At 47.4% G+C, this 25034-nt stretch carries 25 protein-coding genes; 23 read left to right on the top strand and 2 right to left on the bottom strand.

Going from position 1 to position 25034, the window contains the following annotated elements; all coding sequences use genetic code 11:
* Positions 1 to 102 precede the first annotated feature (102 nt).
* Positions 103 to 369 carry a 30S ribosomal protein S20 gene (gene rpsT / locus P3X63_RS14050; RefSeq protein WP_026587931.1) on the bottom strand — a complete coding sequence of 89 codons (267 nt, stop codon included), beginning with the start codon at positions 367 to 369 and terminating at the stop codon, positions 103 to 105.
* Between the two features lie 207 nt (positions 370 to 576).
* Here rpsT and gpr point away from each other — a divergent pair, with 207 nt between their 5' ends.
* The 12 genes from gpr to mtaB all read left to right on the top strand — a co-directional run bounded on the left by gpr (position 577) and on the right by mtaB (position 14576).
* The gene (gpr, locus tag P3X63_RS14045) at positions 577 to 1683 is read left to right on the top strand and encodes a GPR endopeptidase (RefSeq protein ID WP_026587930.1); all 1107 of its coding nucleotides are present in this window, start codon (positions 577 to 579) and stop codon (positions 1681 to 1683) included.
* A 115-nt stretch (positions 1684 to 1798) separates the two neighbouring features.
* Positions 1799 to 3004, top strand: coding sequence for a stage II sporulation protein P (gene spoIIP / locus P3X63_RS14040; RefSeq protein WP_026587929.1), 1206 nt, complete (start codon positions 1799 to 1801; stop codon positions 3002 to 3004).
* Between the two features lie 15 nt (positions 3005 to 3019).
* Positions 3020 to 3343 carry a YqxA family protein gene (locus P3X63_RS14035; protein WP_026587928.1) on the top strand — a complete coding sequence of 108 codons (324 nt, stop codon included), beginning with the start codon at positions 3020 to 3022 and terminating at the stop codon, positions 3341 to 3343.
* Between the two features lie 142 nt (positions 3344 to 3485).
* Positions 3486 to 5324 carry a translation elongation factor 4 gene (gene lepA, locus P3X63_RS14030; protein WP_026587927.1) on the top strand — a complete coding sequence of 613 codons (1839 nt, stop codon included), beginning with the start codon at positions 3486 to 3488 and terminating at the stop codon, positions 5322 to 5324.
* 58 nt (positions 5325 to 5382) lie between these two features.
* Entirely contained in the window at positions 5383 to 6522 is a 1140-nt protein-coding gene (gene hemW, locus P3X63_RS14025; RefSeq protein ID WP_026587926.1) for a radical SAM family heme chaperone HemW, read from the top strand.
* Between the two features lie 80 nt (positions 6523 to 6602).
* The gene (hrcA, locus tag P3X63_RS14020) at positions 6603 to 7634 is read left to right on the top strand and encodes a heat-inducible transcriptional repressor HrcA (protein WP_026587925.1); all 1032 of its coding nucleotides are present in this window, start codon (positions 6603 to 6605) and stop codon (positions 7632 to 7634) included.
* An 80-nt stretch (positions 7635 to 7714) separates the two neighbouring features.
* Positions 7715 to 8302, top strand: coding sequence for a nucleotide exchange factor GrpE (gene grpE, locus P3X63_RS14015; RefSeq protein ID WP_026587924.1), 588 nt, complete (start codon positions 7715 to 7717; stop codon positions 8300 to 8302).
* Between the two features lie 23 nt (positions 8303 to 8325).
* On the top strand, positions 8326 to 10158 hold the full coding sequence (gene dnaK, locus P3X63_RS14010) for a molecular chaperone DnaK (protein WP_077736401.1): 1833 nt from the start codon (positions 8326 to 8328) through the stop codon (positions 10156 to 10158).
* A 181-nt stretch (positions 10159 to 10339) separates the two neighbouring features.
* A complete protein-coding gene (gene dnaJ, locus P3X63_RS14005) occupies positions 10340 to 11467 on the top strand; it encodes a molecular chaperone DnaJ (RefSeq protein ID WP_077736402.1) in 1128 nt (375 codons plus the stop codon).
* 23 nt (positions 11468 to 11490) lie between these two features.
* Entirely contained in the window at positions 11491 to 12426 is a 936-nt protein-coding gene (prmA, locus tag P3X63_RS14000) for a 50S ribosomal protein L11 methyltransferase (protein ID WP_277691086.1), read from the top strand.
* Between the two features lie 24 nt (positions 12427 to 12450).
* Positions 12451 to 13218, top strand: a complete 768-nt coding sequence (locus tag P3X63_RS13995; protein ID WP_026587920.1) for a 16S rRNA (uracil(1498)-N(3))-methyltransferase — start codon at positions 12451 to 12453, stop codon at positions 13216 to 13218.
* Between the two features lie 2 nt (positions 13219 to 13220).
* Positions 13221 to 14576 carry a tRNA (N(6)-L-threonylcarbamoyladenosine(37)-C(2))-methylthiotransferase MtaB gene (gene mtaB / locus P3X63_RS13990; RefSeq protein WP_026587919.1) on the top strand — a complete coding sequence of 452 codons (1356 nt, stop codon included), beginning with the start codon at positions 13221 to 13223 and terminating at the stop codon, positions 14574 to 14576.
* Between the two features lie 91 nt (positions 14577 to 14667).
* On the opposite strand, the gene P3X63_RS13985 is transcribed toward mtaB, so the two are convergent.
* Positions 14668 to 15603: a Na/Pi symporter gene (locus P3X63_RS13985; RefSeq protein ID WP_277691081.1), complete on the bottom strand. Its 936-nt coding sequence runs from the start codon at positions 15601 to 15603 to the stop codon at positions 14668 to 14670.
* A 185-nt stretch (positions 15604 to 15788) separates the two neighbouring features.
* Here P3X63_RS13985 and rpsU point away from each other — a divergent pair, with 185 nt between their 5' ends.
* The 11 genes from rpsU to P3X63_RS13930 all read left to right on the top strand — a co-directional run bounded on the left by rpsU (position 15789) and on the right by P3X63_RS13930 (position 24918).
* Positions 15789 to 15962: a 30S ribosomal protein S21 gene (gene rpsU / locus P3X63_RS13980; protein WP_003183654.1), complete on the top strand. Its 174-nt coding sequence runs from the start codon at positions 15789 to 15791 to the stop codon at positions 15960 to 15962.
* Positions 15963 to 15976: 14 nt separating this feature from the next.
* Positions 15977 to 16423 (top strand): GatB/YqeY domain-containing protein, encoded by a 447-nt coding sequence (locus P3X63_RS13975; RefSeq protein ID WP_026587917.1) that lies wholly within the window; start codon positions 15977 to 15979, stop codon positions 16421 to 16423.
* A gap of 146 nt (positions 16424 to 16569) precedes the next feature.
* A complete protein-coding gene (locus P3X63_RS13970) occupies positions 16570 to 17895 on the top strand; it encodes an NfeD family protein (protein WP_481748554.1) in 1326 nt (441 codons plus the stop codon).
* 24 nt (positions 17896 to 17919) lie between these two features.
* Positions 17920 to 18912: a flotillin-like protein FloA gene (gene floA / locus P3X63_RS13965; protein WP_026587915.1), complete on the top strand. Its 993-nt coding sequence runs from the start codon at positions 17920 to 17922 to the stop codon at positions 18910 to 18912.
* Positions 18913 to 18941: 29 nt separating this feature from the next.
* The gene (locus P3X63_RS13960; protein WP_026587914.1) at positions 18942 to 19379 is read left to right on the top strand and encodes a hypothetical protein; all 438 of its coding nucleotides are present in this window, start codon (positions 18942 to 18944) and stop codon (positions 19377 to 19379) included.
* A 63-nt stretch (positions 19380 to 19442) separates the two neighbouring features.
* Complete coding sequence (gene yqfC / locus P3X63_RS13955) at positions 19443 to 19724, top strand: sporulation protein YqfC (protein WP_026587913.1); 282 nt, start codon at positions 19443 to 19445, stop codon at positions 19722 to 19724.
* 16 nt (positions 19725 to 19740) lie between these two features.
* Positions 19741 to 20937, top strand: coding sequence for a sporulation protein YqfD (gene yqfD, locus P3X63_RS13950; protein WP_277691073.1), 1197 nt, complete (start codon positions 19741 to 19743; stop codon positions 20935 to 20937).
* Entirely contained in the window at positions 20934 to 21893 is a 960-nt protein-coding gene (locus P3X63_RS13945; RefSeq protein ID WP_077736404.1) for a PhoH family protein, read from the top strand. The genes yqfD and P3X63_RS13945 overlap by 4 nt, the downstream gene beginning before the upstream one ends.
* Positions 21894 to 22002: 109 nt before the next feature.
* Positions 22003 to 24087: an HD family phosphohydrolase gene (locus P3X63_RS13940; RefSeq protein ID WP_142246141.1), complete on the top strand. Its 2085-nt coding sequence runs from the start codon at positions 22003 to 22005 to the stop codon at positions 24085 to 24087.
* The gene (ybeY, locus tag P3X63_RS13935; protein WP_026587909.1) at positions 24084 to 24560 is read left to right on the top strand and encodes an rRNA maturation RNase YbeY; all 477 of its coding nucleotides are present in this window, start codon (positions 24084 to 24086) and stop codon (positions 24558 to 24560) included. The genes P3X63_RS13940 and ybeY overlap by 4 nt, the downstream gene beginning before the upstream one ends.
* Positions 24538 to 24918 (top strand): diacylglycerol kinase family protein, encoded by a 381-nt coding sequence (locus P3X63_RS13930; protein WP_026587908.1) that lies wholly within the window; start codon positions 24538 to 24540, stop codon positions 24916 to 24918. The genes ybeY and P3X63_RS13930 overlap by 23 nt, the downstream gene beginning before the upstream one ends.
* The last annotated feature ends 116 nt before the right edge of the window (positions 24919 to 25034 follow it).

The following is a 25034-nucleotide window of genomic DNA, read 5'->3' as shown; positions in this document are numbered from 1 at the left end:
TTCGGACAAGAAAGGGAACTTCCAAAGGAAGTTCCCTTCATTTCTTAGAGAGCCGTTTTTATGATGGCAAGCAAAAAAGCTTGGCTTTGGCCAAGCTTTCTATTATGCAGAAAGTCCGTTCACTTTTTTTGCTAGGCTTGATTTGTAACGAGCTGCAGTGTTTTTGTGGACAAGACCTTTTTTCGCTGCTTTATCGATTTTCTTCGCTGCTGCAGAAAGAGCTGCTTTCGCTTTGTCTGCTTCGTTGTTGCTTACAAGCGTTTCAACTTGTTTGATCGCAGTGCGCATTGCAGATTTGATTGTAGCGTTGTGTGCGCGGCGCTCGTTGTTTGTTTTTGTGCGTTTGATCGCTGATTTAATGTTTGGCAATGTGTTTCACCTCCTAAGACATAACCTCTGTTCCTTTTCGATAGGTTAAATCTTCACAATAGAACAAATTGTATTCTATCAAACACACCTTTAGATTGCAATATAAATGTAAAGTATTTTTGTTTGAAAGCACCTCTTGAAGGGAATGTTTACAGATCGGCTGGGCAACACTAAACAACAGTTAATGTTTTGAAGGGAGTGCTAGTGATGGACAATCAAAAGCTCGACTTAAGTCAATATACCGTGCGGACAGATTTGGCCGTTGAGGCAAAGGATTTAGCGCAGGAAAAGGAAGCTGCCCCGACAAATAAGCTGAAAGGATTTACAATCAAAGAGTATGAAGAAGACGGCATCAAGATCCAGACGATGGATATTGATGAAGAAGGCGCAAAGCTGTCGGGAAAAAAAGCCGGCCGTTATCTGACGTTTGAGACCCAGGGCATCCGCCACCAGGACTCAGACATGCAAGACAATGTGATCAATGTGTTTGCAAAGGAATTTTCCGCTTTTCTGGACTATTTAAATATCCAAAAAGACGCCAGCTGTTTGATCGTAGGGCTTGGAAACTGGAATGTCACGCCGGATTCGCTTGGACCGCTGGTCACCGAAAGCCTATTGGTCACAAGGCACCTGTTTAAGCTGCAGCCGGAAAATGTCGAGGATGGATATCGTCCGGTCAGCGCGCTTTCGCCTGGAGTGATGGGCCTGACGGGGATCGAGACGAGCGATATTATCCAGGGTGTGATCGACCGCTCAAAACCTGATTTTGTGATTGCCATTGATGCTCTGGCATCTAGAGCGATCGAAAGGGTCAACTCTACCATCCAAATTTCTGACACCGGAATCCATCCCGGATCTGGCGTAGGAAATAAAAGAAAAGAGCTGAGCAAGGAGACGCTCGGCATCCCTGTCATTGCAATCGGCGTTCCGACCGTTGTCGATGCGGTAACCATAACAAGCGATACGATCGATTATATGCTCAAGCACTTCGGCCGGGAGATGAAAGATGACAGTCCGTCCCGCTCCCTCGTTCCGGCGGGGATGAGCTTTGGGAAAAAGAAAGTGCTCACTGATGAAGATCTTCCTGATGAACAAGAGCGCAAATCGTTTCTCGGCATCGTCGGAGGCCTGGCAGAGGATGAAAAGAGACAGCTTATTTATGAAGTGCTTGCTCCGCTGGGCCATAATTTAATGGTGACGCCAAAAGAAGTCGATACATTTATCGATGATATGGCCAATGTCATTGCAAACGGGCTGAACACCGCACTTCATGAACAAGTGTCACAGGAAAACAAAGGGATGTACAACCACTAAGGAGAGGCGGCTGAACAGCCGCCTTTTTGTATTTTTTGCGAATCCCGAGAACTTGTTCTACTTCTTCTATCTTGTACATAGTCTATTTACTAGACAAGCTCTGGAGGGATAGATGATGAAAAGAAGAGGCAGAAACCGTCAGTTGGTTCTGGCTGTAAATGGAAGAAACGCGGTGAAGGCGGTCTTCCTGTTTATCGCAAGCCTTGTGTTGATTTTTATTTTGTCAGGAGCACTTACATCTCTCCGTCCTGAATTAAGGCCGTCTTCAACATTGTATCGGGTGGCGGATGAGCTGGGGGGCGAGACATTCGGCCGCATTTTAGGGATGGAAAACCACTACTTTGCTTCCGAGCTGCCTGAACCCCATAAGAAGTTCGAGCTTTCACCTCTGATCCTGAAGCTGGCGACAAGCATTAATTTAAAAGATCCGCGCAGCTTTCTCGGCCGCGAGCTCCCGGGCTTTTCCCATTATGATTCAGAAATTCTCGTGGCGGGGCAGGGGACGGATTATACGAACATGCCATCTGAATCTCAGCCGCCGACCGAAGTGTTAAAAGAAGAAAGAGAAGCAAACCTTGCAGAGCTTGAAGGGACCGGGAAAGAGAGAGAAGAGAAGAAAAGTCCGCCTGAGCAGTCCACAGGGGACCGCAAAGTCGTATTTATTTACAACACCCATAATACGGAATCCTATCTTCCCTTTTTAAAGGGTGAGACCAATCCGAATCTTGCCATTCATTCAAAGGCCAATGTTACGATTGTCAGCGATATGTTCGGTGATGCGCTGGAATCCCAAGGCGTCGGCGCGATGGTTGACAAAACGGATGTTCAGGCGAACCTGAAGAAAAAGGGCTGGGATTATTCGCGGTCATATGACCAATCTAGACCGGTTGTTAAAGAAGCGATGGCCGAAAATAAAAATCTCGAGTATTTTATCGACATTCACAGGGATGCGTCCCGCAAAAAAACGACGACAACGACGATCAACGGGAAAAGCTATGCACGGCTCGCGTTTGTGATCGGCAAAAAAAGCTCCAATTTTGAAGCCAACTTCAAGCTGGCGAAAGAGCTGCATGACCGGCTTGAAAAAAAATACCCCGGCTTAAGCCGCGGCGTTATATCCAAAGGCGCTTCTGGGGATAATGGGGTCTATAACCAGGATTTAAATGAACGCTCCATTTTAATAGAGTTTGGCGGCGTTGACAATAACCGCAAGGAACTCGAACGGTCCGCGGACGCCATGGCGGACGTCTTCAGCGAAATGTATTGGGATGCTGAGAAGGTCGATGGCAATTCAGGTGAAGACGATAAGACAAAACAATAGGAGCAGGTGATGAAAGTGGCTTCTTTTCTGGGGAAATGCATACTGGCTTGCGCTGTCATGTTTTTCGGTGTGCTGTTCGGCATGCAGCAGGCGAATAACGGGATGATCGAAATGAAGGGCTATCAGGACCCTGATTTAAAAGGCGCCCTCACGGTTTCCGAAGGAGACGCAAAAGAGGCGTCCATCCTCGGCCATGAAGTCGATTTGGAAGAAAAACAGAAAGAGCTTGAACAACTGGAAGCATTCAACCTTTTTTCTTCTGCCGGCCGCGCGCTGTCCGATTTTGTTACAAACTCCGCCAGGTCGGTTTATGACTGGGTGAAAGAGAAAACCGAATAGCCGGAAAACGAGGCGCCCGCCTCGTTTTTTTTCTTTAAAAAACAGAGCACCGGCCACAAGGCTGTCACGTATTGAATCTTCATAACCCTATTGATATAATCTAAGCTAGCGCATGTTGCGTTTCATAGTAGGAGTGATAAGTGTGACAGACAAAGACAAACGATTGCAAAGACAGTCGAGAATCCGGAATTTCTCGATTATCGCCCATATCGACCACGGAAAATCAACCCTGGCTGATCGAATATTGGAAAAAACGGCGGCAATCACTCAAAGAGAAATGAAAGAGCAATTGCTCGACTCGATGGATTTAGAACGCGAAAGAGGAATCACCATTAAACTGAACTCCGTACAGCTCAAATATCAAGCAAAAGACGGAGAGGAATATATTTTTCATCTGATCGATACCCCGGGACACGTCGACTTCACCTATGAGGTGTCAAGAAGCTTGGCCGCCTGTGAAGGCGCGATTCTTGTCGTTGATGCCGCCCAGGGGATCGAGGCGCAGACACTGGCAAACGTCTACCTTGCCCTCGACAACGACCTCGAAATCCTGCCGGTCATCAATAAAATCGACCTGCCGAGCGCTGAGCCTGAGCGCGTCCGCCAGGAAGTGGAGGACGTCATTGGTCTTGATGCTTCGGAAGCCGTCCTTGCCTCGGCAAAAGCCGGCATCGGAATTGAAGAGATCCTTGAGCAGATCGTTGAAAAGGTCCCAGCTCCAAGCGGCGATCCTGATGCGCCTCTGCAAGCTTTGATTTTTGATTCGCTGTATGATGCCTACAGGGGTGTTGTCGCCTATATCAGGGTAGTGCAGGGAACGGTGAAGGCCGGTCAAAAAATTAAGATGATGGCGACCGGAAAGGAGTTTGAAGTCACTGAAGTCGGGGTGTTCACACCTAAGGCTGTTCCGGTTGACGAATTAACGGTCGGCGATGTCGGCTTTTTGACCGCTGCGATCAAAAACGTCGGGGACACTCGTGTGGGGGATACGATTACAAGCGCGGAGAACCCTGCGCCGGAAGCATTGCCAGGTTACAGAAAACTGAACCCGATGGTCTATTGCGGACTGTATCCGATCGATACAGCGAAATACAACGATTTGCGGGAAGCGCTCGAAAAACTTGAGCTCAATGATTCATCCCTGCAGTATGAAGCTGAAACATCGCAAGCCCTTGGATTCGGTTTCCGCTGCGGTTTCCTTGGGATGCTGCACATGGAAATCATTCAGGAACGGATTGAACGCGAATTTAAAATCGATCTGATCACGACGGCGCCGAGCGTTATTTATGACGTCTACATGACAGACGGTGAAAAGATCATCGTCGACAACCCGTCAAATATGCCTGATCCGCAAAAGATTGACCGGGTGGAGGAACCGTTCGTCAAGGCGACGATGATGGTGCCGAACGACTTTGTCGGAGCGGTCATGGAGCTGTGCCAAGGTAAACGCGGCCAGTTTATCGATATGCAGTATCTTGATGCAAACCGCGTCAGCATTGTTTATGAAATCCCGCTGGCTGAAATCGTTTATGAATTTTTCGACCAGCTCAAATCGAATACGAAAGGCTATGCATCATTCGATTATGAGTTAATCGGATATAAACCGTCCAAGCTTGTGAAAATGGATATTATGCTGAACGGCGAAAAAATCGACGCCCTTTCCTTTATCGTTCATCGCGATTATGCGTATGAGCGCGGAAAGGTCATCGTCGAAAAGCTGAAGGAATTGATTCCGCGCCAGCAATTTGAAGTGCCGGTTCAAGCTGCCATCGGCACAAAAATTGTCGCCCGTTCAACGATCAAGGCGATGCGGAAAAACGTCTTGGCGAAATGCTACGGCGGAGATATTTCCCGAAAGCGCAAATTGCTAGAAAAGCAAAAGGAAGGAAAGCGAAGAATGAAACAGGTCGGTTCTGTCGAAGTACCGCAGGAAGCCTTCATGGCTGTCCTGAAAATGGACGACAGCGGCCAGAAATCATAAATCCTTTTTCGCCGCAGCGTAACAACTGCGGCTTCTTCCTGTAAAGAAGGTGAAAACGATGAAATCAGCATATATCCATATACCGTTTTGCGAGCATATATGCCATTATTGCGATTTTAATAAATTTTTTATTCAGAGCCAGCCTGTTGACGAGTATTTGCGTTCGCTTGAGAAGGAAATGGCCAATTCAATGGAAGAAGCCGGACATCCGGAGCTAAGAACGATCTTTATCGGCGGGGGAACGCCGACATCTTTGTCAGCCGGCCAGCTTGAACAATTGCTTGATTCAATCCGCAACATTTTAAAGCCGTCTGAAAACCTGATCGAATTTGCAGTGGAAGCCAATCCCGACGATTTGTCGTCTGAAAAGCTGAACGTCTTGAAAGCCGCGGGTGTCAACAGGCTGAGCTTTGGCGTCCAAACGTTTGAAGACGAGCTCTTGGAAAAAATCGGCCGGGTCCACAAGCAAAAGGACGTGCTCGTCTCCTTTGAGAGAGCGAGGAGCGCCGGCTTTGACAACATCAGTCTCGATTTGATGTTCGGCCTTCCGGGGCAACAAATCGATCATCTCGCCGCTTCACTTGACACTGCGCTCGCGCTCGGCGCCGAGCATTATTCGGTTTACTCGCTGATTGTCGAGCCGAAAACCGTCTTTTATAATTTGATGAAAAAAGGCCGTCTCCACCTCCCGCCGCAGGATCAGGAAGCCGAGATGTATGAGCTTGTCATGAACAAGATGGCTGAAGCGGACATCAGCCAGTATGAGATCAGCAATTACGCAAAAAAAGGCTGTGAAAGCAAGCACAACCTCACGTATTGGAACAATGAAGAGTACTTTGGTTTCGGGGCGGGCGCACACGGCTATATCAATGGAAAAAGGACCGTCAACGCCGGCCCTGTCAAGCATTATATCGACCTGATCGACAACTGCGGTTTTCCTTATAAAGAAACGCATCAGGTGACACGAAACGAACGGATTGAAGAGGAGATGTTTCTCGGTCTCCGCAAAACCGCCGGCGTCAGTAAGGTGAGGTTTTTTGAAAAATACGGAGAAGCGCTTGACAGCCTCTTTCCTGAAGTGCTCCGCACGCTCGAAGAAAAAGGGCTGATCCAAAACACGAGCAAAAGCGTGTGTTTGACACATCATGGAAAACTGTTGGGAAATGAAGTGTTTCAGGCATTCTTAGGTGAGTTATAATTGACATTTTGATTGCGGTTTGGTAATTTTGATATACAATTAGCACTCGTTGTCTGAGAGTGCTAACAGGGGTGATATGGATGTTAACAAATCGTCAGCTGTTAATCTTGCAGGTCATCGTTAATGATTTCATTCGTTCAGCTCAGCCGGTTGGATCAAGAACGCTATCTAAAAAGGAAGACATCACATTCAGCTCGGCCACGATCAGAAATGAAATGGCCGACTTGGAAGAGCTCGGTTTTATCGAAAAAACACACTCTTCCTCAGGCCGGATTCCTTCTGAAAAAGGCTACCGCTACTATGTGGATCATCTGCTTTCTCCAGGGAAGCTGAGCCAAACGGATTTGCGATTAATCCATTCCATTTTCAAAGAGAAAATCTTTGAACTTGAAAAAGCCGTTCAGAAGTCAGCCCAAGTATTATCTGACCTGACGAATTATACATCGATTGTCCTCGGTCCAAGACTGAGCGAAAACCATTTGAAGCAAATTCAAATTGTACCGATTCAGCCCAACAAGGCCGTTGCCATTCTTGTGACGAACACCGGCCATGTCGAAAATAAAACGATTAATTTTCCGGCCGAGGTCGAACTGTCAGATCTCGAAAAGCTGGTTAATATATTAAATGAGCGCCTCGCAGGCGTGCCGATCTCTGAACTGAGAGACAGGATTTTCAAAGAGGTTGTCATCTTTTTGCGGTCGCATATTCAAAACTATGACCAAATCCTGCAAGCGCTCGGCGCTACATTTGATTCTTCAGTCCATACCGACCGGCTGTTTTTCGGCGGCAAGATTAATATGCTGAATCAGCCCGAATTTCACGATATTGACAGGATAAAATCACTCTTGTCGCTGATCGAGAAAGAACAGGAGATTCTGAGACTCTTTCAATCGACGGAATCCGGAATCACCATTAAAATCGGTAAGGAAAATGACTATGAAGAAATGGAAAACTGCAGCCTGATTACCGCGACATATACAGTCGGATCAAAACAGATCGGCTCGATTGCGGTCATCGGTCCGACGCGGATGGACTATTCGCGAGTCGTCGGCTTGCTTCAGCACGTATCGTCTGACTTGTCAAAAGCGCTGACTAGTTTGTATGATGGGTAAGGCAGTATTAGCAAACACCGAAGAAGGGACTGCTCCCTTCTCTTCATCATGAAACGAACCTTTAAGGGAGGTGAACACAGATGGCAGAAGAAAAACAAAATCAAGAAGAACGAATGGATCAAGAAGAACTGAACCAGACAGAGGCGGAAACAGCCGAAGCAGAGGATGCGGCTTTGGAAGCCGATGACCGGACAGAAGAAAACCAAACTGTGGAGCTTGAAAAACAATTAAAAGAGCTTCAAGAGAGTCTTGAAGAAAAAGAAAATAAACTTTTACGTGTTCAAGCAGACTTTGAAAACTATAAAAGACGTGCCCGTCTTGATCTTGAGGCAGCGGAGAAATATCGTTCACAGCGCATCATCGGCGATTTGCTTCCGGCGCTTGACAACTTTGAACGCGCCCTGCAGATCGAGCCTGACAATGAGCAGACGAAAAGCCTGCTGCAAGGGATGGAAATGGTGCACCGTCAAATTTTGGAGGCCCTTAAAAATGAAGGGGTTGAACAGATTCCTTCAGTCGGCGAACAATTTGACCCGAATCTGCACCAGGCCGTGATGCAGGTTGAGGAAGAAGGTTACGAATCCAATGCAGTCGTTGAAGAGCTGCAAAAAGGCTACAAACTTAAGGACCGGGTAATCCGTCCTTCTATGGTAAAAGTAAATCAATAACTACATAGCAGGAGGTTTTGAACATGAGTAAAGTTATCGGAATCGACTTGGGAACAACGAACTCATGCGTTGCAGTGCTTGAAGGCGGAGAGCCGAAAGTCATCCCAAACCCAGAAGGAGCCCGCACGACTCCGTCGGTTGTTGCATTTAAAAACGGAGAACGCCAGGTTGGTGAAGTGGCGAAACGCCAATCCATCACAAACCCAAATACAATCATGTCAATCAAACGCCACATGGGAACCGACCATACGGTTGAAATCGAAGGCAAAAAGTACACGCCTCAAGAAGTGTCCGCCATCATCCTTCAGCATTTGAAATCCTATGCTGAAAGCTATCTTGGCGAAACTGTATCAAAAGCGGTTATTACCGTTCCTGCATACTTTAATGATGCAGAGCGTCAAGCGACAAAAGATGCCGGTAAAATTGCCGGACTCGAAGTTGAGCGGATCATCAACGAGCCGACTGCAGCTGCGCTTGCCTACGGTTTAGATAAAACGGAAGAAGATCAGACGATTCTTGTATACGACCTTGGCGGCGGTACATTTGACGTTTCGATCCTTGAACTGGGAGACGGCGTATTTGAAGTCCGCTCTACAGCAGGTGACAACCGCCTTGGAGGAGACGATTTTGACCAAGTGATCATCGATCATCTCGTCTCAGAATTCAAAAAAGAAAACGGCATCGACCTTTCAAAAGATAAAATGGCGCTTCAGCGCTTGAAAGATGCGGCTGAGAAAGCGAAAAAAGACCTTTCCGGCGTATCTTCTACACAAATCTCACTGCCGTTTATCACAGCGGGAGACGCAGGTCCGCTTCACCTTGAACTGACGCTGACCCGCGCGAAATTTGAAGAGCTTTCTTCACACTTGGTTGAGCGCACAATGGGTCCTGTCCGCCAGGCGCTTCAAGATGCAGACCTTTCTGCAAGCGAAATCGACAAAGTCATCCTTGTCGGCGGATCAACTCGTATCCCAGCCGTTCAGGAAGCGATCAAAAAAGAAACAGGAAAAGAAGCGCATAAAGGCGTAAACCCTGATGAAGTCGTGGCTCTTGGTGCGGCGATCCAAGGCGGTGTCATCACAGGTGACGTAAAAGACGTTGTCCTTCTTGACGTAACTCCGCTGTCACTTGGTATTGAAACAATGGGAGGCGTGTTCACGAAGCTGATCGAGCGCAACACGACAATCCCGACAAGCAAATCCCAAGTGTTCTCAACAGCGGCTGACAACCAGACAGCGGTTGACATTCACGTCCTTCAAGGTGAGCGTCCGATGGCTGCCGACAACAAAACGCTTGGACGCTTCCAGCTTACCGACATCCCGCCGGCTCCGCGCGGTGTGCCGCAAATCGAAGTATCTTTTGATATCGATAAAAACGGTATCGTTAACGTAAGCGCAAAAGACCTTGGTACAGGCAAAGAGCAAAACATTACGATCAAATCTTCTTCAGGCCTGTCCGATGACGAAATCGACCGCATGGTCAAAGAAGCTGAAGAAAACGCGGAAGCGGATGCGAAGAAAAAAGAAGAAATCGAGCTTCGCAATGAAGCCGATCAGCTCGTTTTCACAACTGAAAAAACGCTCAAAGACCTCGAAGGCAAGGTCGACGAAGCGCAAGTGAAAAAAGCGAATGAAGCAAAAGACGCGTTGAAGAGCGCAATTGAGAAAAATGACCTTGAAGAAATCAAGGCGAAAAAAGAAGAATTGCAAACGATCGTTCAGGAGCTTTCCATGAAGCTTTACGAAGAAGCGGCTCAACAAGCTCAAGCCCAGCAAGAAGGCGGAGAAGCGAAAAAAGCGGATGACAATGTCGTAGATGCTGAATATGAAGAAGTGAACGACGACGATAAAAAATAAGAAAAATAGAATGACTGTGCGGCTCCGTTCCGCACAGTCATTATGACCTTACAGGCGCGAAAGTCAAAGTCAGGATCTCTTGGCTTTGACTTTTTTCTTCCCAGGGGACAAAAGGAATTGAAAAAACGTAATTTGAAATGATACAATCTAATTTATGTGAGAAAATCGGGAGTGTGAAAAGATGAGTAAGCGTGATTACTATGAGGTGCTTGGGGTAAGTAAGAGCGCTTCGAAAGATGAGATAAAAAAAGCTTACCGCAAGCTTTCTAAAAAATATCACCCTGACATTAACAAAGAGGCCGGAGCGGCTGAGCAATTCAAAGAAGTCAAAGAAGCCTACGAAACACTTTCTGATGACCAAAAACGGGCGCATTACGATCAGTTCGGCCACACCGATCCAAACCAAGGATTCGGCGGCGGCGGCTTCGGTGGCGGCGACTTTGGAGGCTTTGGGTTTGACGATATTTTCTCAAGCATATTCGGCGGCGGCACAAGACGGAGAGACCCGAATGCCCCGCGGCAGGGAGCGGATCTGCAATACACGATGACGCTGTCTTTTGAAGAAGCGGCCTTCGGAAAAGAGACGACGATTGAAATCCCGCGTGAAGAAACGTGTGACACATGCCGCGGTTCAGGAGCAAAACCCGGTACAAAACCGGATACATGCTCACACTGCGGAGGATCAGGCCAGCTGAACATGGAGCAGTCCACACCGTTCGGCAAAGTCGTCAACAGAAGAGTATGTCACTACTGTAATGGAACGGGCAAACAAATCAAACACAAGTGTTCAACATGCGGCGGCACCGGAAAAGTGAAAACACGCAAAAAAATCAATGTCACCATTCCAGCGGGTGTGGATGACGGCCAGCAGCTGAGGGTCTCCGGACAAGGTGAACCTGGGGTGAACGGAGGACCGTCGGGTGACTTATTCGTCGTGTTCCGCGTTCAGCCGCACGAATTTTTCGAGCGCGATGGAGACGACATTTACTGTGAAATGCCGTTGACCTTTGCACAAGCGGCGCTCGGAGACGAGATCGAAGTGCCTACTCTTCACGGAAAAGTGAAGTTAAAGGTGCCTGCAGGAACGCAAACGGGTACGAAATTCCGTTTGAAAGGAAAAGGCGTTGCCAATGTCCGCGGCTACGGCCAGGGCGATCAGCATATCGTTGTCCGCGTCGTCACGCCGACGAATTTGACGGAAAGCCAGAAAAATATTCTCCGCGAATTTGCTGAAGTAAGCGGAAATATGCCAGATGAACAGGAAATGAGTTTTTTTGACAAAGTAAAGCGCGCATTTAAAGGCGATTAATGATTGGATGAGGAGTTGGTAGTATGAAATGGTCCGAAATCTGCATTCACACAACACATGAAGCGGTTGAGCCCATCTCGAATATTTTGCATGAAGCTGGCGCAAGTGGAGTGGTCATCGAAGATCCGCTTGATTTAATCAAAGAACGTGAGAATGTGTACGGAGAAATCTACCAGCTCGATCCAAACGATTACCCGGATGAAGGGGTCATCATCAAAGCGTACCTCCCGATCAACAGCTTTTTGGGAGAAACGGTGGACGGAATCAAGGAAACGATCAATAACCTGCTGTTATATGACATTGACCTTGGGAGAAATAAGATCACCATCAGCGAAGTGAATGAAGAAGAATGGGCGACGGTGTGGAAAAAATATTATCACCCCGTCAAAATTTCCGAAAAGTTTACGATCGTTCCAACCTGGGAAGAGTACACGCCTGTTCATACGGATGAACTGATTATCGAAATGGACCCTGGAATGGCCTTCGGCACGGGGACGCACCCGACGACCGTTCTTTGCATCCAGGCGCTTGAGCGGTATGTAAAGGAAGGGGATTCAGTCGTCGATGTCGGCACGGGAACGGGCATTTTAAGCATCGCTTCCGCCATGCTGCGGGCAGGCAGTGTCGAGGCGTACGACCTTGATCCGGTAGCTGTAGAAAGCGCCCGCCTGAATTCAAAGCTGAATAAAGTCAGCGGCCAGATCGCCATCAAACAAAACAATCTGCTCGACGGTGTCGAGGGAGAAAAAGATGTGATCGTCGCCAATATTTTAGCTGAGGTGATTTTGCGGTTTACAGAACAGGCGCACAGCCTGTTGAAAAAGGACGGCTACTTCATTACTTCAGGCATCATTCAGCAGAAAAAACAGGAAGTGAAAGACGCCCTTGTAAAAGAAGGATTCAAAATCATTGAAGTTCTTTCGATGGAAGACTGGGTCAGCATCATTGCCCAAAAATAATCGTTAGTAGGTGTCAAAAAGCGTATGCAACGATATTTTATCGAACAAACAAAACAAGAGGTTCAAGCGGAACCTATGCTCTCCATTCAAGGAGAGGACGTTCACCATATCGTCAATGTGATGAGAATGTCGGCCGGCGATCACGTCGTTTGCTGTGCCAAAGACGGGCATGAGGCCAGATGCCGAATCGAGTCATTATCAAAAGAAGAGGTTGTGTTGAGCATTGTCGAGTGGACCGGTGACAATCGCGAACTGCCGGTTCGGGTCCACATTGCAAACGGCCTGCCGAAAGGCGATAAACTGGAATGGATCATTCAAAAAGGGACGGAGCTCGGCGCAAGTTCATTTATCCCCTTTGAAGCGTCCCGGTCTGTTGTCAAGCTTGATGATAAAAAAGCAAAGAAAAAACGGGAAAGATGGGCGAAAATCGCCAAAGAAGCTGCGGAACAGTCCCATCGAAACATCGTTCCTGAAGTGGCCGCCGTCCATACTTTTCAAAGCTTGCTGAACAGCCTTGAGGGTTTCGATAAATGTGTCGTTGCATACGAGGAATCATCTAAACAGGGTGAGAAGAGCCGGTTTCAATCCGCGGTCAAAAGCCTGCCGGAAGGTTCTTCGGTGCTCATTGTATTTGGTCCTGAAGGCGGATTTTCAGAAGCGGAAATCGAGGCGCTTAAAGAAAAAGGAGCCGCCGCCTGCGGTCTCGGTCCGAGGATATTAAGAGCGGAAACAGCCCCGCTGTACGCGCTGGCGGCAATTTCTTATCATACAGAGTTATTAAGAGGTGAATAACAATGGCAACCGTTGCATTTCATACACTTGGCTGCAAGGTCAACCATTATGAAACAGAAGCGATCTGGCAGCTTTTCAAAGAAGCCGGCTATGAAAGAAAAGAATTTGAAAGCACTGCTGATGTATATGTGATCAATACGTGCACCGTGACCAATACGGGCGACAAAAAAAGCCGACAGGTGATCAGACGGGCAATTCGCCAAAATCCCGATGCCGTGATTTGTGTGACGGGCTGCTACGCTCAGACGTCTCCGGCGGAAATCATGGCCATTCCGGGCGTTGACATCGTCGTCGGCACTCAGGACCGCGAAAAAATGCTTGGATATATTGAGCAGTATCAGGAAGAAAGACAGCCGATCAACGGCGTCGGCAACATTATGAAAGCAAGGGTTTTTGAAGAGCTTGACGTTCCCGCGTTTACAGACAGGACTAGAGCTTCTCTGAAAATTCAGGAAGGCTGCAACAATTTCTGCACATTTTGCATCATTCCATGGGCGCGCGGCCTGCTTCGCTCCCGCGATCCGGAAGAAGTCATCCGCCAGGCGCAGCAGCTGGTTGACGCCGGATATAAAGAAATCGTCCTGACCGGCATCCATACCGGCGGATATGGAGAAGATATGAAAGATTATAACTTTGCACAGCTTTTGAAAGAATTGGACAGCCGTGTGAAAGGCTTGAAACGAATCCGAATCTCCTCTATTGAAGCGAGCCAGATCACCGATGAAGTCATCGAGGTGCTGGATCGGTCCGATAAAATCGTCAGACATCTGCACATTCCTTTGCAGTCCGGTTCAAACAGCGTGTTGAAGCGGATGAGACGAAAATATACGATGGAATTTTTCGCCGACCGTTTAACAAAGCTGAAAAAAGCTCTTCCAGGGCTTGCGGTCACATCAGATGTTATCGTCGGCTTTCCAGGGGAAACGGATGAAGAATTTATGGAAACGTACAATTTTATTAAAGAGCACAAGTTTTCCGAACTCCATGTCTTCCCGTACAGCAAACGGACCGGCACACCGGCCGCACGCATGGACGATCAGGTTGATGAAAACGTGAAGAACGAACGTGTTCACAAGCTGATCGCCCTCTCAGACCAGCTTGCAAAAGAGTATGCTTCAGACTATGAAGGCGACGTGCTCGAAATCATCCCTGAAGAGCCGTTCACCGAAACAGGCGAAGACAACTTGTTTGTCGGCTATACCGACAACTATATGAAAGTTGTTTTCGAAGGGTCTGAAGACATGATCGGCAAGCTTGTCAAAGTGAAGATTATCAAAGCGGGCTATCCTTACAATAAAGGTTTGTTCGTCCGCATCGCAGAGGATGCGGCGGAGGAGAACATCCGCTTATCCTCTTAATATGAAAAGCCGGGTTCACAGCCATGTGATCCCGGCTTTTTTGCGGATTTACAGACGGCTGCTGCCGCGGTACCACAGTTAGAGCAAAACATTAGCGGGCCTGGCCGTTGTTTGGGATGAGGAACATGATAAACGAATGAAATAAATGGGTCAGCGGCAAAAACAACAGCGAAGTCACAACGTTAAACAGCAGGCTGAAATGGGCGATCTGCTGTGCCGGACTTGCCGAAAGGGCGGAAATAAATCCGGTTAAAGATGTGAGCAGCGGATAGACGGCCGCCACGCCGATCACATTGAACAGCACATGGGCATAAGCCGTTTGCTTGGCGGCGGGGCCCCCGTTGAAAGCCGCCATGACTGCAGTAATGCATGTCCCGATATTGGAGCCGAGGACAACGCTCATCGCCTCAGTCAGTCCGACGACCCCCTGATCCATAAAGCTCATCAGAATGCCAACACAGGCCGAGCTTGAATGTATGATGGCAGTCAGCACCGTGCCAATGACAAGTGCGTAAAGTGATGAATGTTCGACCAGGCGGACGATATAGGCGCCTGAGTCAAGCTGTGACAAGGGAACGGCAAGCCTGCTGAACCCGCTGATGCAGAAAAAAATCACACCCAAACCGATCAGGCTCACCCCGACATGCCGAAAGGGCGGTTTTCTGGTGAGGAAAAGGACCGCGCCAACCGCAAAAAGGGCGAAAATCAAAAATTCCAGCTTTACGGCCAAAAATTCAGTTGTGAATGTGGAGCCGATGTTTGTCCCCAAAATCAGCGGAATCGAGCGTTTAAAAGAAAGAGCGCCGATGCTGACAAACCCGATGACGATCACCATAAATGCCGAACTGCTTTGCAGAACGCCTGTAAACACTATGCTCACCAGGAAAGCCTTCAATGGATGATCCGTAAAAAAAAGCAGGCGCTTTTCAATCTTCTCGAACGTCAGGGAGATCAGGCCTTTTCTCAGCATGCCCATGCCCGCCAGAAAAAGGCTGATCAGCAGCACAAATAAGATCAAGATCAGCATCAGATTTTCGAACAGCCTCCTTTATAAATGTATACAGACAAGCTGCCGAAATGATGACTAAACAATAAAACAATCTCGTTTGGTTGACCTTGCCGAATGCTTATATTATAATGTCAAGGTACATGTTTAAATGTATATCTTTTTTTAAAGCAGTCGATTGGTGTATTCGGAGGGAGGGAAAGAGAATGTCAAAAACGGTCGTTAGAAAAAACGAATCGCTTGAAGATGCTCTTCGTCGCTTCAAACGCAGTGTATCAAAGACAGGTACTTTGCAAGAAGCAAGAAAGCGTGAATTTTATGAAAAACCTAGCGTAAGACGCAAGAAAAAGTCTGAAGCTGCCAGAAAGCGCAAATACTAAAAGAGGGTGGATTTATGAGTCTTCTTGAGCGTCTGAATCAAGACATGAAGCTCTATATGAAAAACCGTGAGAAAGACAAACTGACTGTCATTCGCATGGTGAAGGCTTCGCTTCAAAACGAAGCAATCAAGCTTAAGAAAGACAGGCTGACCGAAGATGAAGAACTGACTGTTCTTTCTCGTGAATTAAAACAGCGTAAAGACTCCCTCCATGAATTTTCAAACGCTAATCGTTCAGATTTAGTAGATAAAGTTCAAAAAGAGTTAGACATTCTGGAAGCTTATATGCCTGAACAGCTGACGGAAGAGGAATTGCTTGCGATCGTAAACGAAACGATCGCAGAAGTCGGCGCCTCTTCAAAAGCGGACATGGGCAAGGTGATGAGCGCGATCATGCCGAAGGTTAAAGGCAAGGCTGACGGCGGCCTCGTCAATAAGCTTGTCAGCAAACAACTGTCTTAAAGAAAAGGACATCTTTCACCATTTGAAAGGTGTCTTTTTTTATGCGCGGTCATAAAAATAGAAAAGGAGTAAAAATCTGAAACCTTTGATACATTTACAACGTATGTAATGTTAATGATAAAGGAGGAAGGAGGAGTCAAAAATCGGTGCTGTTGAAAAAAAGTAGAATTTTAGTTGCTGTGGCGTGCGGTTTTGTTTTATTCTTATTATTAAGCGTTCATTTGACCGTGAAAGCCGATGCCGATGGAGACAAAGTGTATGTGATCCCGGTCGAAGACACGGTTGAAAAGGGACTCTCAAAATTTCTTGAGCGCTCATTTCAAGAAGCAAAAGGGATGAATGCCAAGCATATTATTTTGGATATCAATACCCCCGGCGGAGCGGTCGACGCAGTCCTTGATATGGCTGATACGATTCATAACTCCGACATTCCGGTGACCGCTTATGTCAACAGAAGGGCCCTTTCGGCAGGCGCGTACCTCGCCTTGAATGCAGACGACATTTATATGGCGCCCGGCGGAAAAATGGGAGCCGCGGCGATCATTGATGCAGAGGGAAACGCTGCTGATCAAAAGGCGGAATCTCTGTGGCTGGCGGAAATGGAAGATGCGGCCAAAAAAAACGGCCGTGATCCAAAATATGCGCTCGCGATGGCAGATCCGGACGTTGACGCCAAAGAAGTAGGGGCGCCAAAGGGAGAGCTTTTGACATTGAGCTCTGACAAAGCGTTGAAAGTCGGCTATTCGGAAGGCACGGTCTCAAGCTTTGACGACCTTTTAAAAAAGCTGAATTTAAAAGGGGCCGAAATCGAGCATGCTGAAGTGAGTTTTGCCGAAAAAGTGGCGCGCTTCCTCACACATCCGGTCGTGATTCCGATTCTTCTTTCAATCGGAAGCCTCGGGCTGATCGTCGAACTCTATTCACCGGGCTTTGGAATTCCCGGCTCTATGGGCCTTGCGGCGCTGATGCTCTTTTTCTACGGCCACCTTGTGGCTGGGCTCGCCGGAATGGAAACCCTCCTTCTGTTTATTGCCGGTATCATATTGATTATTTTAGAACTTTTTCTGCCGGGCGGCATCGCGGGAATTATCGGCCTCACAGCCGTTGTTCTAAGTCTCTTTTTAGCATCGGGAAGCGTGACGGTCATGGCCGTCTCGATTTTGATTGCAACCGCTGTTTCGATAGCGGCATCCATTCTACTGACAAGGGTGTTGGGGAAAAGAATGAAATTCTTTAAAAAATTAATATTAACCGACTCTACCAATTCGGAAAGCGGCTATGTCTCAAATGAAACCCGGCGCGATCTGATCGGGAAAACCGGTGTCACATATACACCGCTCAGACCGGCCGGAACGGTTATTATCGGCGATGAACGGCTCGATGTCGTTTCCGAAGGTTCGTTCACCGCAAAGGATAGGAAAGTCAAAGTGGTGAAAGTGGAAGGCTCGCGCATCGTCGTGAGAGAAATATAAACCATACTTTTTAGGAGGAATATTATGGATCCGTCAACTCTATTACTTTTGGTTATCATTGCAGCCGGCATCATTTTATTAGCTGTCTTCTTTACATTTGTTCCGGTGATGCTGTGGATCTCGGCCTTGGCCGCAGGCGTCAAAATCAGCATTTTTACACTGATCGGTATGAGGCTCCGCCGCGTCATTCCAAACCGCGTCGTCAATCCTTTGATCAAAGCGCACAAAGCGGGACTGGATGTAGCCATCAACCAGCTTGAAAGCCACTACTTGGCCGGGGGGAACGTCGACCGCGTTGTCAATGCGCTGATCGCCGCCCAACGCGCTAACATTGAATTGACATTTGCCAGATGTGCGGCCATTGATTTGGCTGGACGCGATGTGCTTGAAGCCGTTCAAATGAGCGTTAATCCGAAGGTTATTGAAACACCGTTTATCGCGGGTGTTGCGATGGATGGAATCGAAGTGAAGGCGAAAGCGAGAATTACCGTTCGTGCAAATATTGACCGCCTTGTCGGGGGTGCAGGCGAAGAGACAATCATCGCCCGTGTAGGTGAAGGGATTGTTTCGACGATCGGTTCGTCTGACAATCATAAAAAGGTGCTTGAAAATCCGGATATGATTTCACAAACGGTCTTGAGCAAAGGTTTGGATTCAGGCACGGCTTTTGAAATTCTGTCGATCGATATCGCTGACGTGGACATCGGCAAAAACATCGGCGCCATTCTTCAAACAGACCAGGCTGAAGCCGATAAAAACATCGCTCAGGCCAAAGCGGAAGAACGCCGCGCCATGGCGGTTGCCCAAGAACAGGAAATGCGGGCCCGCGTCGAAGAAATGCGCGCCAAAGTGGTCGAGGCGGAAGCGGAAGTTCCGCTTGCGATGTCCGAAGCATTGCGCAGCGGAAAAATCGGGGTCATGGATTATCTCAATATGAAAAACATCGATGCCGACACAGATATGCGTGATTCCTTTGGTAAAATGACGAAAGACCAAAATGAAGACGATCATAAATAAACAAGCCCCCGTAAAAAGGAGGGAGCGCATTGCTTGATTTATTGTTCGACAATCCGATCATCATGGCAGTCATCGTCGGAATCATTTCCGTCATTTTCAACAAGATCGGAAAAAATGATGAAAACGAAGAAAATAATCGCAAAAAAGCGCCTGAACAGCGCAAAACAAAAGCGCCGAAGCAGCAGGAAAAGCGCCATCAGACAGCGGAAAAGCCAACTGCAAAGCCCGCTGCCATGAAAAAGAGCAATGACCTCGTTCAGGAGCTTGAAAGAATCAAAGCGGATGCCGAACGGTCGATGCCGGCTGTGGAACGGGCTGTCAAAAAGCAAAGCAAGCGGATGTTAGAGCCGCATGCCGAACGGCTTGACATCAATAAGAAAAGTGTTGTCCAAGGAATTGTCCTCGGTGAAGTATTCGGTCCGCCGCGCTCAAGAAAACCGCATTACACGATGAGGCGCCGCCCTTAAAAATTAAAGTGTTAGAACCCCTTTCTCACTCATACATATGAGATGAAAGGGGGTTCTTTTTTTATGGCGCAAAAGAAAAATCGATTTAAAGCGTGGCTGACAAGAACATTGGAAATTCCCCCTGATGTCATGATGGATCTTCCGCGAATGACGATGATAGGGAGACTTCACATATATATCGAGAATCATAGAGGGCTTTTGCTTTTCAGCGACCGTGAAGTAAGGCTGCTGCTGAAGCAGGGGCAGTGCATCATCCAGGGCAAGGACTTTGTCATTAAAACGATCCTGCCTGAGGAAATTTTGCTTGAAGGCACGATAGAGCTCGTCCGCTATATCGATTCATAAGTCAGGGGGAAGAGACGTGAAGAATAAATGGCTTTCTTTTTTCTCAGGAAAGATTCAGCTTGAAGTGACGGGAATGGGAATCGAACGTTTATTAAATGAGTGCACAAGGCGCGGCATCCCGATGTTTAATGTGAAAAAAAAGAAAGACTCTGTCTTTCTTTATATTCTGCTTTCCGATGTACATGCCTTTCGAAAAGTCATCAGGACCTTTGACTGCAAATGCCGTTTTTTAAAACGGAAAGGCCTGCCTTTCATCATCAGGCAATCGATGCGAAACAGCGGGTTTACTTTGGGGATCGCAGCTTTTTTTATCATCATGTTCCTCCTTTCCAATATGCTGTGGAAGATTGACATTTCCGGCGCCAATCCGGAAACAGAGCACCAAATCAGGCAGCACCTTGACCAGATCGGAGTGAAAAAAGGCCGCTTTCAATTCACCATGTTGACCCCGGAGAACATTCAGCAGTCGCTGACAAAGAGCGTTGAAAATATTACTTGGGTCGGCATCGAATTAAACGGGACAGCCCTTCACATGAAAGTGGTGGAGAAAAATGAGCCTGATAAGGAAAAATACATCGGTCCAAGGCATATCATCGCCAAAAAAGAAGCGACCATCTCCAAGATGTTTGTTGAAAAAGGAGAGCCGCTCGTTACGGTGAATCAGCATGTTGAAAAAGGGGAGATGCTCGTTTCAGGGCTGATCGGAACAGAGGATGAGAAGCAAAAGGTCGGCGCCAAAGGCAAAATTTACGGTGAAACATGGTACAAGTCTAAAGTGACGGTGCCGCTTGAGACATCATTTGATGTTTTTACGGGTAAAGTAAGGACAAAGCACAAGCTCTCCATCGGTTCACTTTCCGTTCCTTTTTGGGGATTTGCATTCAAAAAAGAAGAGCTTTTGCGTCCGAAGACCGAAGTCGAAAAACATTCGCTTCACTTCATGAACTTTAAGCTTCCCATCGCTTATGAAAAAGAAACGACGCGGGAAAGCGAACAGGTCAAAAGGGTGTATACCAAAAAAGAAGCGGTTCAGGAAGGCATCAAAATGGGAAAAAGGGACGTCCGGAAAAAAATTGGCGAAGATGGGGACATTATCAATGAAAAAGTTTTGCACGAAACGAGTGAGAATGGTAAAGTTAAATTGATCATCCTTTACCAGGTTATTGAAGACATTGTTCAAACAACACCAATCGTTCAGGAGACTAAAGAATGACAGAACACTTACTTGCGATTAATCAGCAATTGGAAAGTCCGAATGAAGCTCAGGCGCTGTTTGGAAATCAGGATTCGCATCTAAAAATGATGGAGGAAGAGCTGAACGTCTCGATTGTTACACGGGGTGAAACCGTTTATGTAGCCGGTGACGAGAACACGTTTCAAATCGTTGACAGCCTGCTCGCGTCCCTCTTGAATCTGATCCGCAAAGGAATTGAGATTTCTGAACGGGATGTCATCTATGCGATCAAGATGGCGAAAAAGCACAAGCTTGAGTTTTTTGAAAGTATGTATGAAGAGGAAATTACGAAAAATGCCAAAGGGAAGCCGATCAGAGTCAAAACCATCGGGCAAAGAGAGTATATCACGGCAATGAAAAAGCACGATTTAATCTTTGGCATCGGTCCCGCCGGAACGGGAAAAACCTATTTGGCGGTCGTAAAAGCCGTTCATGAACTGAAAAACGGACGCATAAAAAAAATCATCTTGACGAGGCCGGCCGTTGAAGCAGGAGAAAGCCTCGGCTTTTTGCCCGGTGATCTGAAAGAAAAGGTCGACCCTTATTTAAGGCCTTTGTATGACGCCCTCCACGATGTGCTCGGAACGGACCATACAGCGAGGCTCCTTGAAAGGGGAACCATTGAAATCGCGCCGCTCGCTTATATGAGGGGCCGGACGCTTGACGATGCCTTTGTCATTTTGGACGAAGCGCAAAACACGACGCCTGCACAAATGAAAATGTTTTTGACGAGATTGGGTTTTGGTTCTAAAATGGTCATTACAGGCGATATTACGCAAATCGATTTGCCAAAGGGAGTCAAGTCAGGACTTGCCGTCGCGAAAAGCATGCTCCTTGATATCGAAGGAATTTCATTCGTTGAACTGGATCAGACAGATGTGGTCAGACATCCGCTTGTCGCCCGAATTATCGAAGCATACGAACAGACAAAATAACTCCGAATGGCCCGATCGCCCGCTATCGGGCCATTTTTTAGTTTCTCGCCGGAAAGAGGTGCTATTGTTGAAAAAGAAAAAAAGAGGCGGTAAAAACCGGCTTACCCGAATGGAAAAAGCCCGTTTTCTCCCCGTTATTCTTTATACAGCCATATCAGCGCTGATGTTTATTCTGCTTTTTTTCCATGTCAGACCCGAGTCGCTTGATCTTGATTTGTTTTCAATCAGCGAAAATACGATTTATGCACCGGCTACGGTAGAAGACCAAAAGGCAACATCTGCCAAAAAACAGGAAGCAAGGGAAGAGGTCCCCGATCAGTACACCCTGAAAAAAGAGTACTCTGACAACAGGGTCGATCTTGTATCGTCTATCTTCGACATCATTAAAGAAGTCAAAAAAGAAAGCGGGGATCAAAAGGAAAAAAAACAGATTAAATCCGTGGAAGAAAAATTGACTTCTGATGTGACGGACTCCCTGTCAGAGGACTCTGTCAAAAACCTTTTGCGGGCGAGCGACGGAGAGCTTTCCATGACACAGGATTCGGTCATAACGGCCGTCAACGATGTGATGAGCAAAGAAATCCCTGCCGGAAAGCTTGACGAAGCAAAAGAAAATCTTACAAAGGAGCTGAAGGGCAACTCGGTCCCTTCAAAACTGAAGAATGCCGCCAATGAAATCGGACGCTTTGCGATCATCCCCAATTATGTCTATGATCCCGACAAAACGGAGCAAAAGCGCCAGGAAGCGGCGGACAGCGTTCAGCAGGTGCAGATCAAGCAGGGGCAGATTCTCGTTGAGGAAAATCAGCTGATCGACAGGGAAGTGTACCGGAAGCTTCAATTGACGGGGCTGTTAAGCGGAGCCAATATATTTAAACCGGTCGGCGGACTGCTGCTTTTGATCGCGCTTTTCATCTCGGCATTGATTTACTATTTTGAAAAACAATACAGCAATCGGCTGCCGAAGACGAAATCGCTGATGCTCTTTTCCTTGATAACAGCGATGGTATTGATCGTCATGGAAGTCATCAGCCTGTTTCAAGAGCTCGAATTCAGCCATATCGGCTATATCGTGCCCATTGCAATGGGCGTCATGCTGATCAAGCTGCTGATTAACGAGCGGCTGGCGATTCTCGCGAGCATGATCCTTTCCATCTGCGGAAGCATGATGTTTAACCAGGGTGTCACAGGCACTTTTAACTATGCGATCGGAACGTATTTCTTAATTAGTTCGATAGCGGGCATACTGTTTTTAGGAAAGCATAATGCCAGAACAAAGATCCTTCAGGCGGGACTGTTTGTTTCGTTTGTCAACATCGTTGTCATGTTCACCCTCCAGCTGATTCAAAATACGGCCCAATCCGGTCTGGAGATGGGCACATATCTCGTGATGGGAGCTGTTTCAGGCATTGGATCTTCCGTTCTTGTCCTCGGTTTCATGCCGTTTTTTGAAAGCGGGTTCGGGATCTTGTCGACGATGAAGCTTCTTGAGCTTTCCAATCCGAATCACCCGCTCCTGCGCAAAATTCTGACTGAAACACCGGGAACCTACCATCACAGCGTCATGGTTGCCAATTTATCGGAGGCGGCGTGCGAAGCGGTCGGAGCGAACGGATTGCTCGCAAGGGTCGGTGCGTATTATCATGATATCGGTAAGACGAAACGGCCTCAGTATTTCATCGAAAACCAAATGAATATTGACAATCCGCATGACAAACTGTCACCGCAGCTGAGCAAAAACATCATCATCTCGCATGCGACAGATGGAGCGGACATGCTGAGGGAGCATAAAATGCCGAAGGAGCTCGTCGATATCGCCGAACAGCACCACGGTACATCCCTGCTCAAGTTTTTCTACTACAAAGCTAAGGAAAAAGGCGATCAGACGACAGAAGAAGAGTTCCGTTATCCGGGGCCGAAGCCGCAGTCAAAAGAAGCGGCGATTATTTCCGTGGCCGACAGCGTGGAAGCCGCCGTCAGGTCGATGCACAACCCGAATCCGGAAAGGATTGAAAAGCTTGTGCGCGGCATCATTTCCGACAAGCTTCAAGACGGGCAATTTGATGAATGCGATCTGACTTTAAAAGAACTGAACATCATTGCCAAGACGCTATGTGAAACGTTAAAAGGCATTTTCCATTCCCGGATCGAATATCCGGAGGCCAATCCAAAACAGAAGGTGAAACAATCATGAGTTTAAATCTCGATATCTCAGATGAAACAGGGCGTCTCTCAGAGGGGCAGCTCGAGGAAATTGAAAAGCTTCTTCAATTTGCGGCGAAGGAAGAAGGCGTCGCCGATCAGGCCGAAGTGTCCGTTACGGTCGTAGGGAATGAAGAAATACAGGAAATCAATAAAGAATACCGGGGGAAAGATTATCCGACAGATGTCATCTCTTTTGCTCTTGAAGAGGACGGTGAGGGAGAAGTGGAGATTATCGGCGCCGACATGCCGCCCGTTCTCGGCGATATCATCATCAGTGCAGATAAAGCGGAAGAACAGGCGGAAGAGTACGGACATTCCTTGATGAGAGAGCTGGGATTTCTTGCGGTTCACGGCTTTTTGCATCTGCTCGGATATGACCATATGACAGAGGAAGAAGAGAAAATCATGTTCACTAAGCAAAAGGAACTGTTAAATCGCTATGGGCTTTCAAGATCATCATAAACAAAGTGAATGGATCAGGCTGAGAAAAAGCTTTTCACACGCCTTCACGGGAATTTTGAAAACGTTCATGTCCGAGCGCAATTTTCAAATTCACACCGGAGCCGCAATCGTTGTGATCGCTTGCGGCTTCATCTTCAGGCTGACCGCTTCGGAATGGGCCGTCATTTTGATCCTCATCGGCGGAGTGCTTGCCTTGGAGCTCATGAACACCGCGGTTGAGCATGCTGTCGACCTTTTCACAAAAGAGAATCATCCGCTGGCAAAAGCCGCTAAGGATGCCGCGGCAGGAGCGGTTTGCGTGTTTGCCTTTGTTTCGTGTATCATTGGATTACTCATCTTTTTGCCAAAATTGTTTTGATCAGTGTATGCGCCCTGGCAAAAGATTCTTACAAAAATTTTACATTTTTGATTTGGGCGTGAAATAACAGCCATTTTTATGTAAAATAAAAGTGTTAGCGGTATCATCGCCGCTAT

Origin of the sequence: Bacillus sp. HSf4 (assembly GCF_029537375.1) — a bacterium.
GTDB lineage: Bacteria > Bacillota > Bacilli > Bacillales > Bacillaceae > Bacillus > Bacillus sonorensis_A.
This window is presented reverse-complemented; position numbering and strand designations above follow the sequence as displayed.

What these genes read in the sequence shown, in the direction of transcription:
- ybeY (WP_026587909.1), top strand. Translation starts at nt 24,084, where the DNA reads ATGAGTTTAAATCTCGATATCTCAGATGAAACAGGGCGTCTCTCAGAG.
- spoIIP (WP_026587929.1), top strand. Translation starts at nt 1,799, where the DNA reads ATGAAAAGAAGAGGCAGAAACCGTCAGTTGGTTCTGGCTGTAAATGGA.
- yqfC (WP_026587913.1), top strand. Translation starts at nt 19,443, where the DNA reads ATGGCGCAAAAGAAAAATCGATTTAAAGCGTGGCTGACAAGAACATTG.
- dnaK (WP_077736401.1), top strand. Translation starts at nt 8,326, where the DNA reads ATGAGTAAAGTTATCGGAATCGACTTGGGAACAACGAACTCATGCGTT.
- grpE (WP_026587924.1), top strand. Translation starts at nt 7,715, where the DNA reads ATGGCAGAAGAAAAACAAAATCAAGAAGAACGAATGGATCAAGAAGAA.
- P3X63_RS13930 (WP_026587908.1), top strand. Translation starts at nt 24,538, where the DNA reads ATGGGCTTTCAAGATCATCATAAACAAAGTGAATGGATCAGGCTGAGA.
- P3X63_RS13945 (WP_077736404.1), top strand. Translation starts at nt 20,934, where the DNA reads ATGACAGAACACTTACTTGCGATTAATCAGCAATTGGAAAGTCCGAAT.
- hrcA (WP_026587925.1), top strand. Translation starts at nt 6,603, where the DNA reads ATGTTAACAAATCGTCAGCTGTTAATCTTGCAGGTCATCGTTAATGAT.
- hemW (WP_026587926.1), top strand. Translation starts at nt 5,383, where the DNA reads ATGAAATCAGCATATATCCATATACCGTTTTGCGAGCATATATGCCAT.
- P3X63_RS13995 (WP_026587920.1), top strand. Translation starts at nt 12,451, where the DNA reads ATGCAACGATATTTTATCGAACAAACAAAACAAGAGGTTCAAGCGGAA.
- prmA (WP_277691086.1), top strand. Translation starts at nt 11,491, where the DNA reads ATGAAATGGTCCGAAATCTGCATTCACACAACACATGAAGCGGTTGAG.
- mtaB (WP_026587919.1), top strand. Translation starts at nt 13,221, where the DNA reads ATGGCAACCGTTGCATTTCATACACTTGGCTGCAAGGTCAACCATTAT.
- P3X63_RS13940 (WP_142246141.1), top strand. Translation starts at nt 22,003, where the DNA reads ATGGAAAAAGCCCGTTTTCTCCCCGTTATTCTTTATACAGCCATATCA.
- gpr (WP_026587930.1), top strand. Translation starts at nt 577, where the DNA reads ATGGACAATCAAAAGCTCGACTTAAGTCAATATACCGTGCGGACAGAT.
- floA (WP_026587915.1), top strand. Translation starts at nt 17,920, where the DNA reads ATGGATCCGTCAACTCTATTACTTTTGGTTATCATTGCAGCCGGCATC.
- P3X63_RS13985 (WP_277691081.1), bottom strand. Translation starts at nt 15,603, where the DNA reads ATGCTGATCTTGATCTTATTTGTGCTGCTGATCAGCCTTTTTCTGGCG.
- dnaJ (WP_077736402.1), top strand. Translation starts at nt 10,340, where the DNA reads ATGAGTAAGCGTGATTACTATGAGGTGCTTGGGGTAAGTAAGAGCGCT.
- rpsU (WP_003183654.1), top strand. Translation starts at nt 15,789, where the DNA reads ATGTCAAAAACGGTCGTTAGAAAAAACGAATCGCTTGAAGATGCTCTT.
- P3X63_RS13975 (WP_026587917.1), top strand. Translation starts at nt 15,977, where the DNA reads ATGAGTCTTCTTGAGCGTCTGAATCAAGACATGAAGCTCTATATGAAA.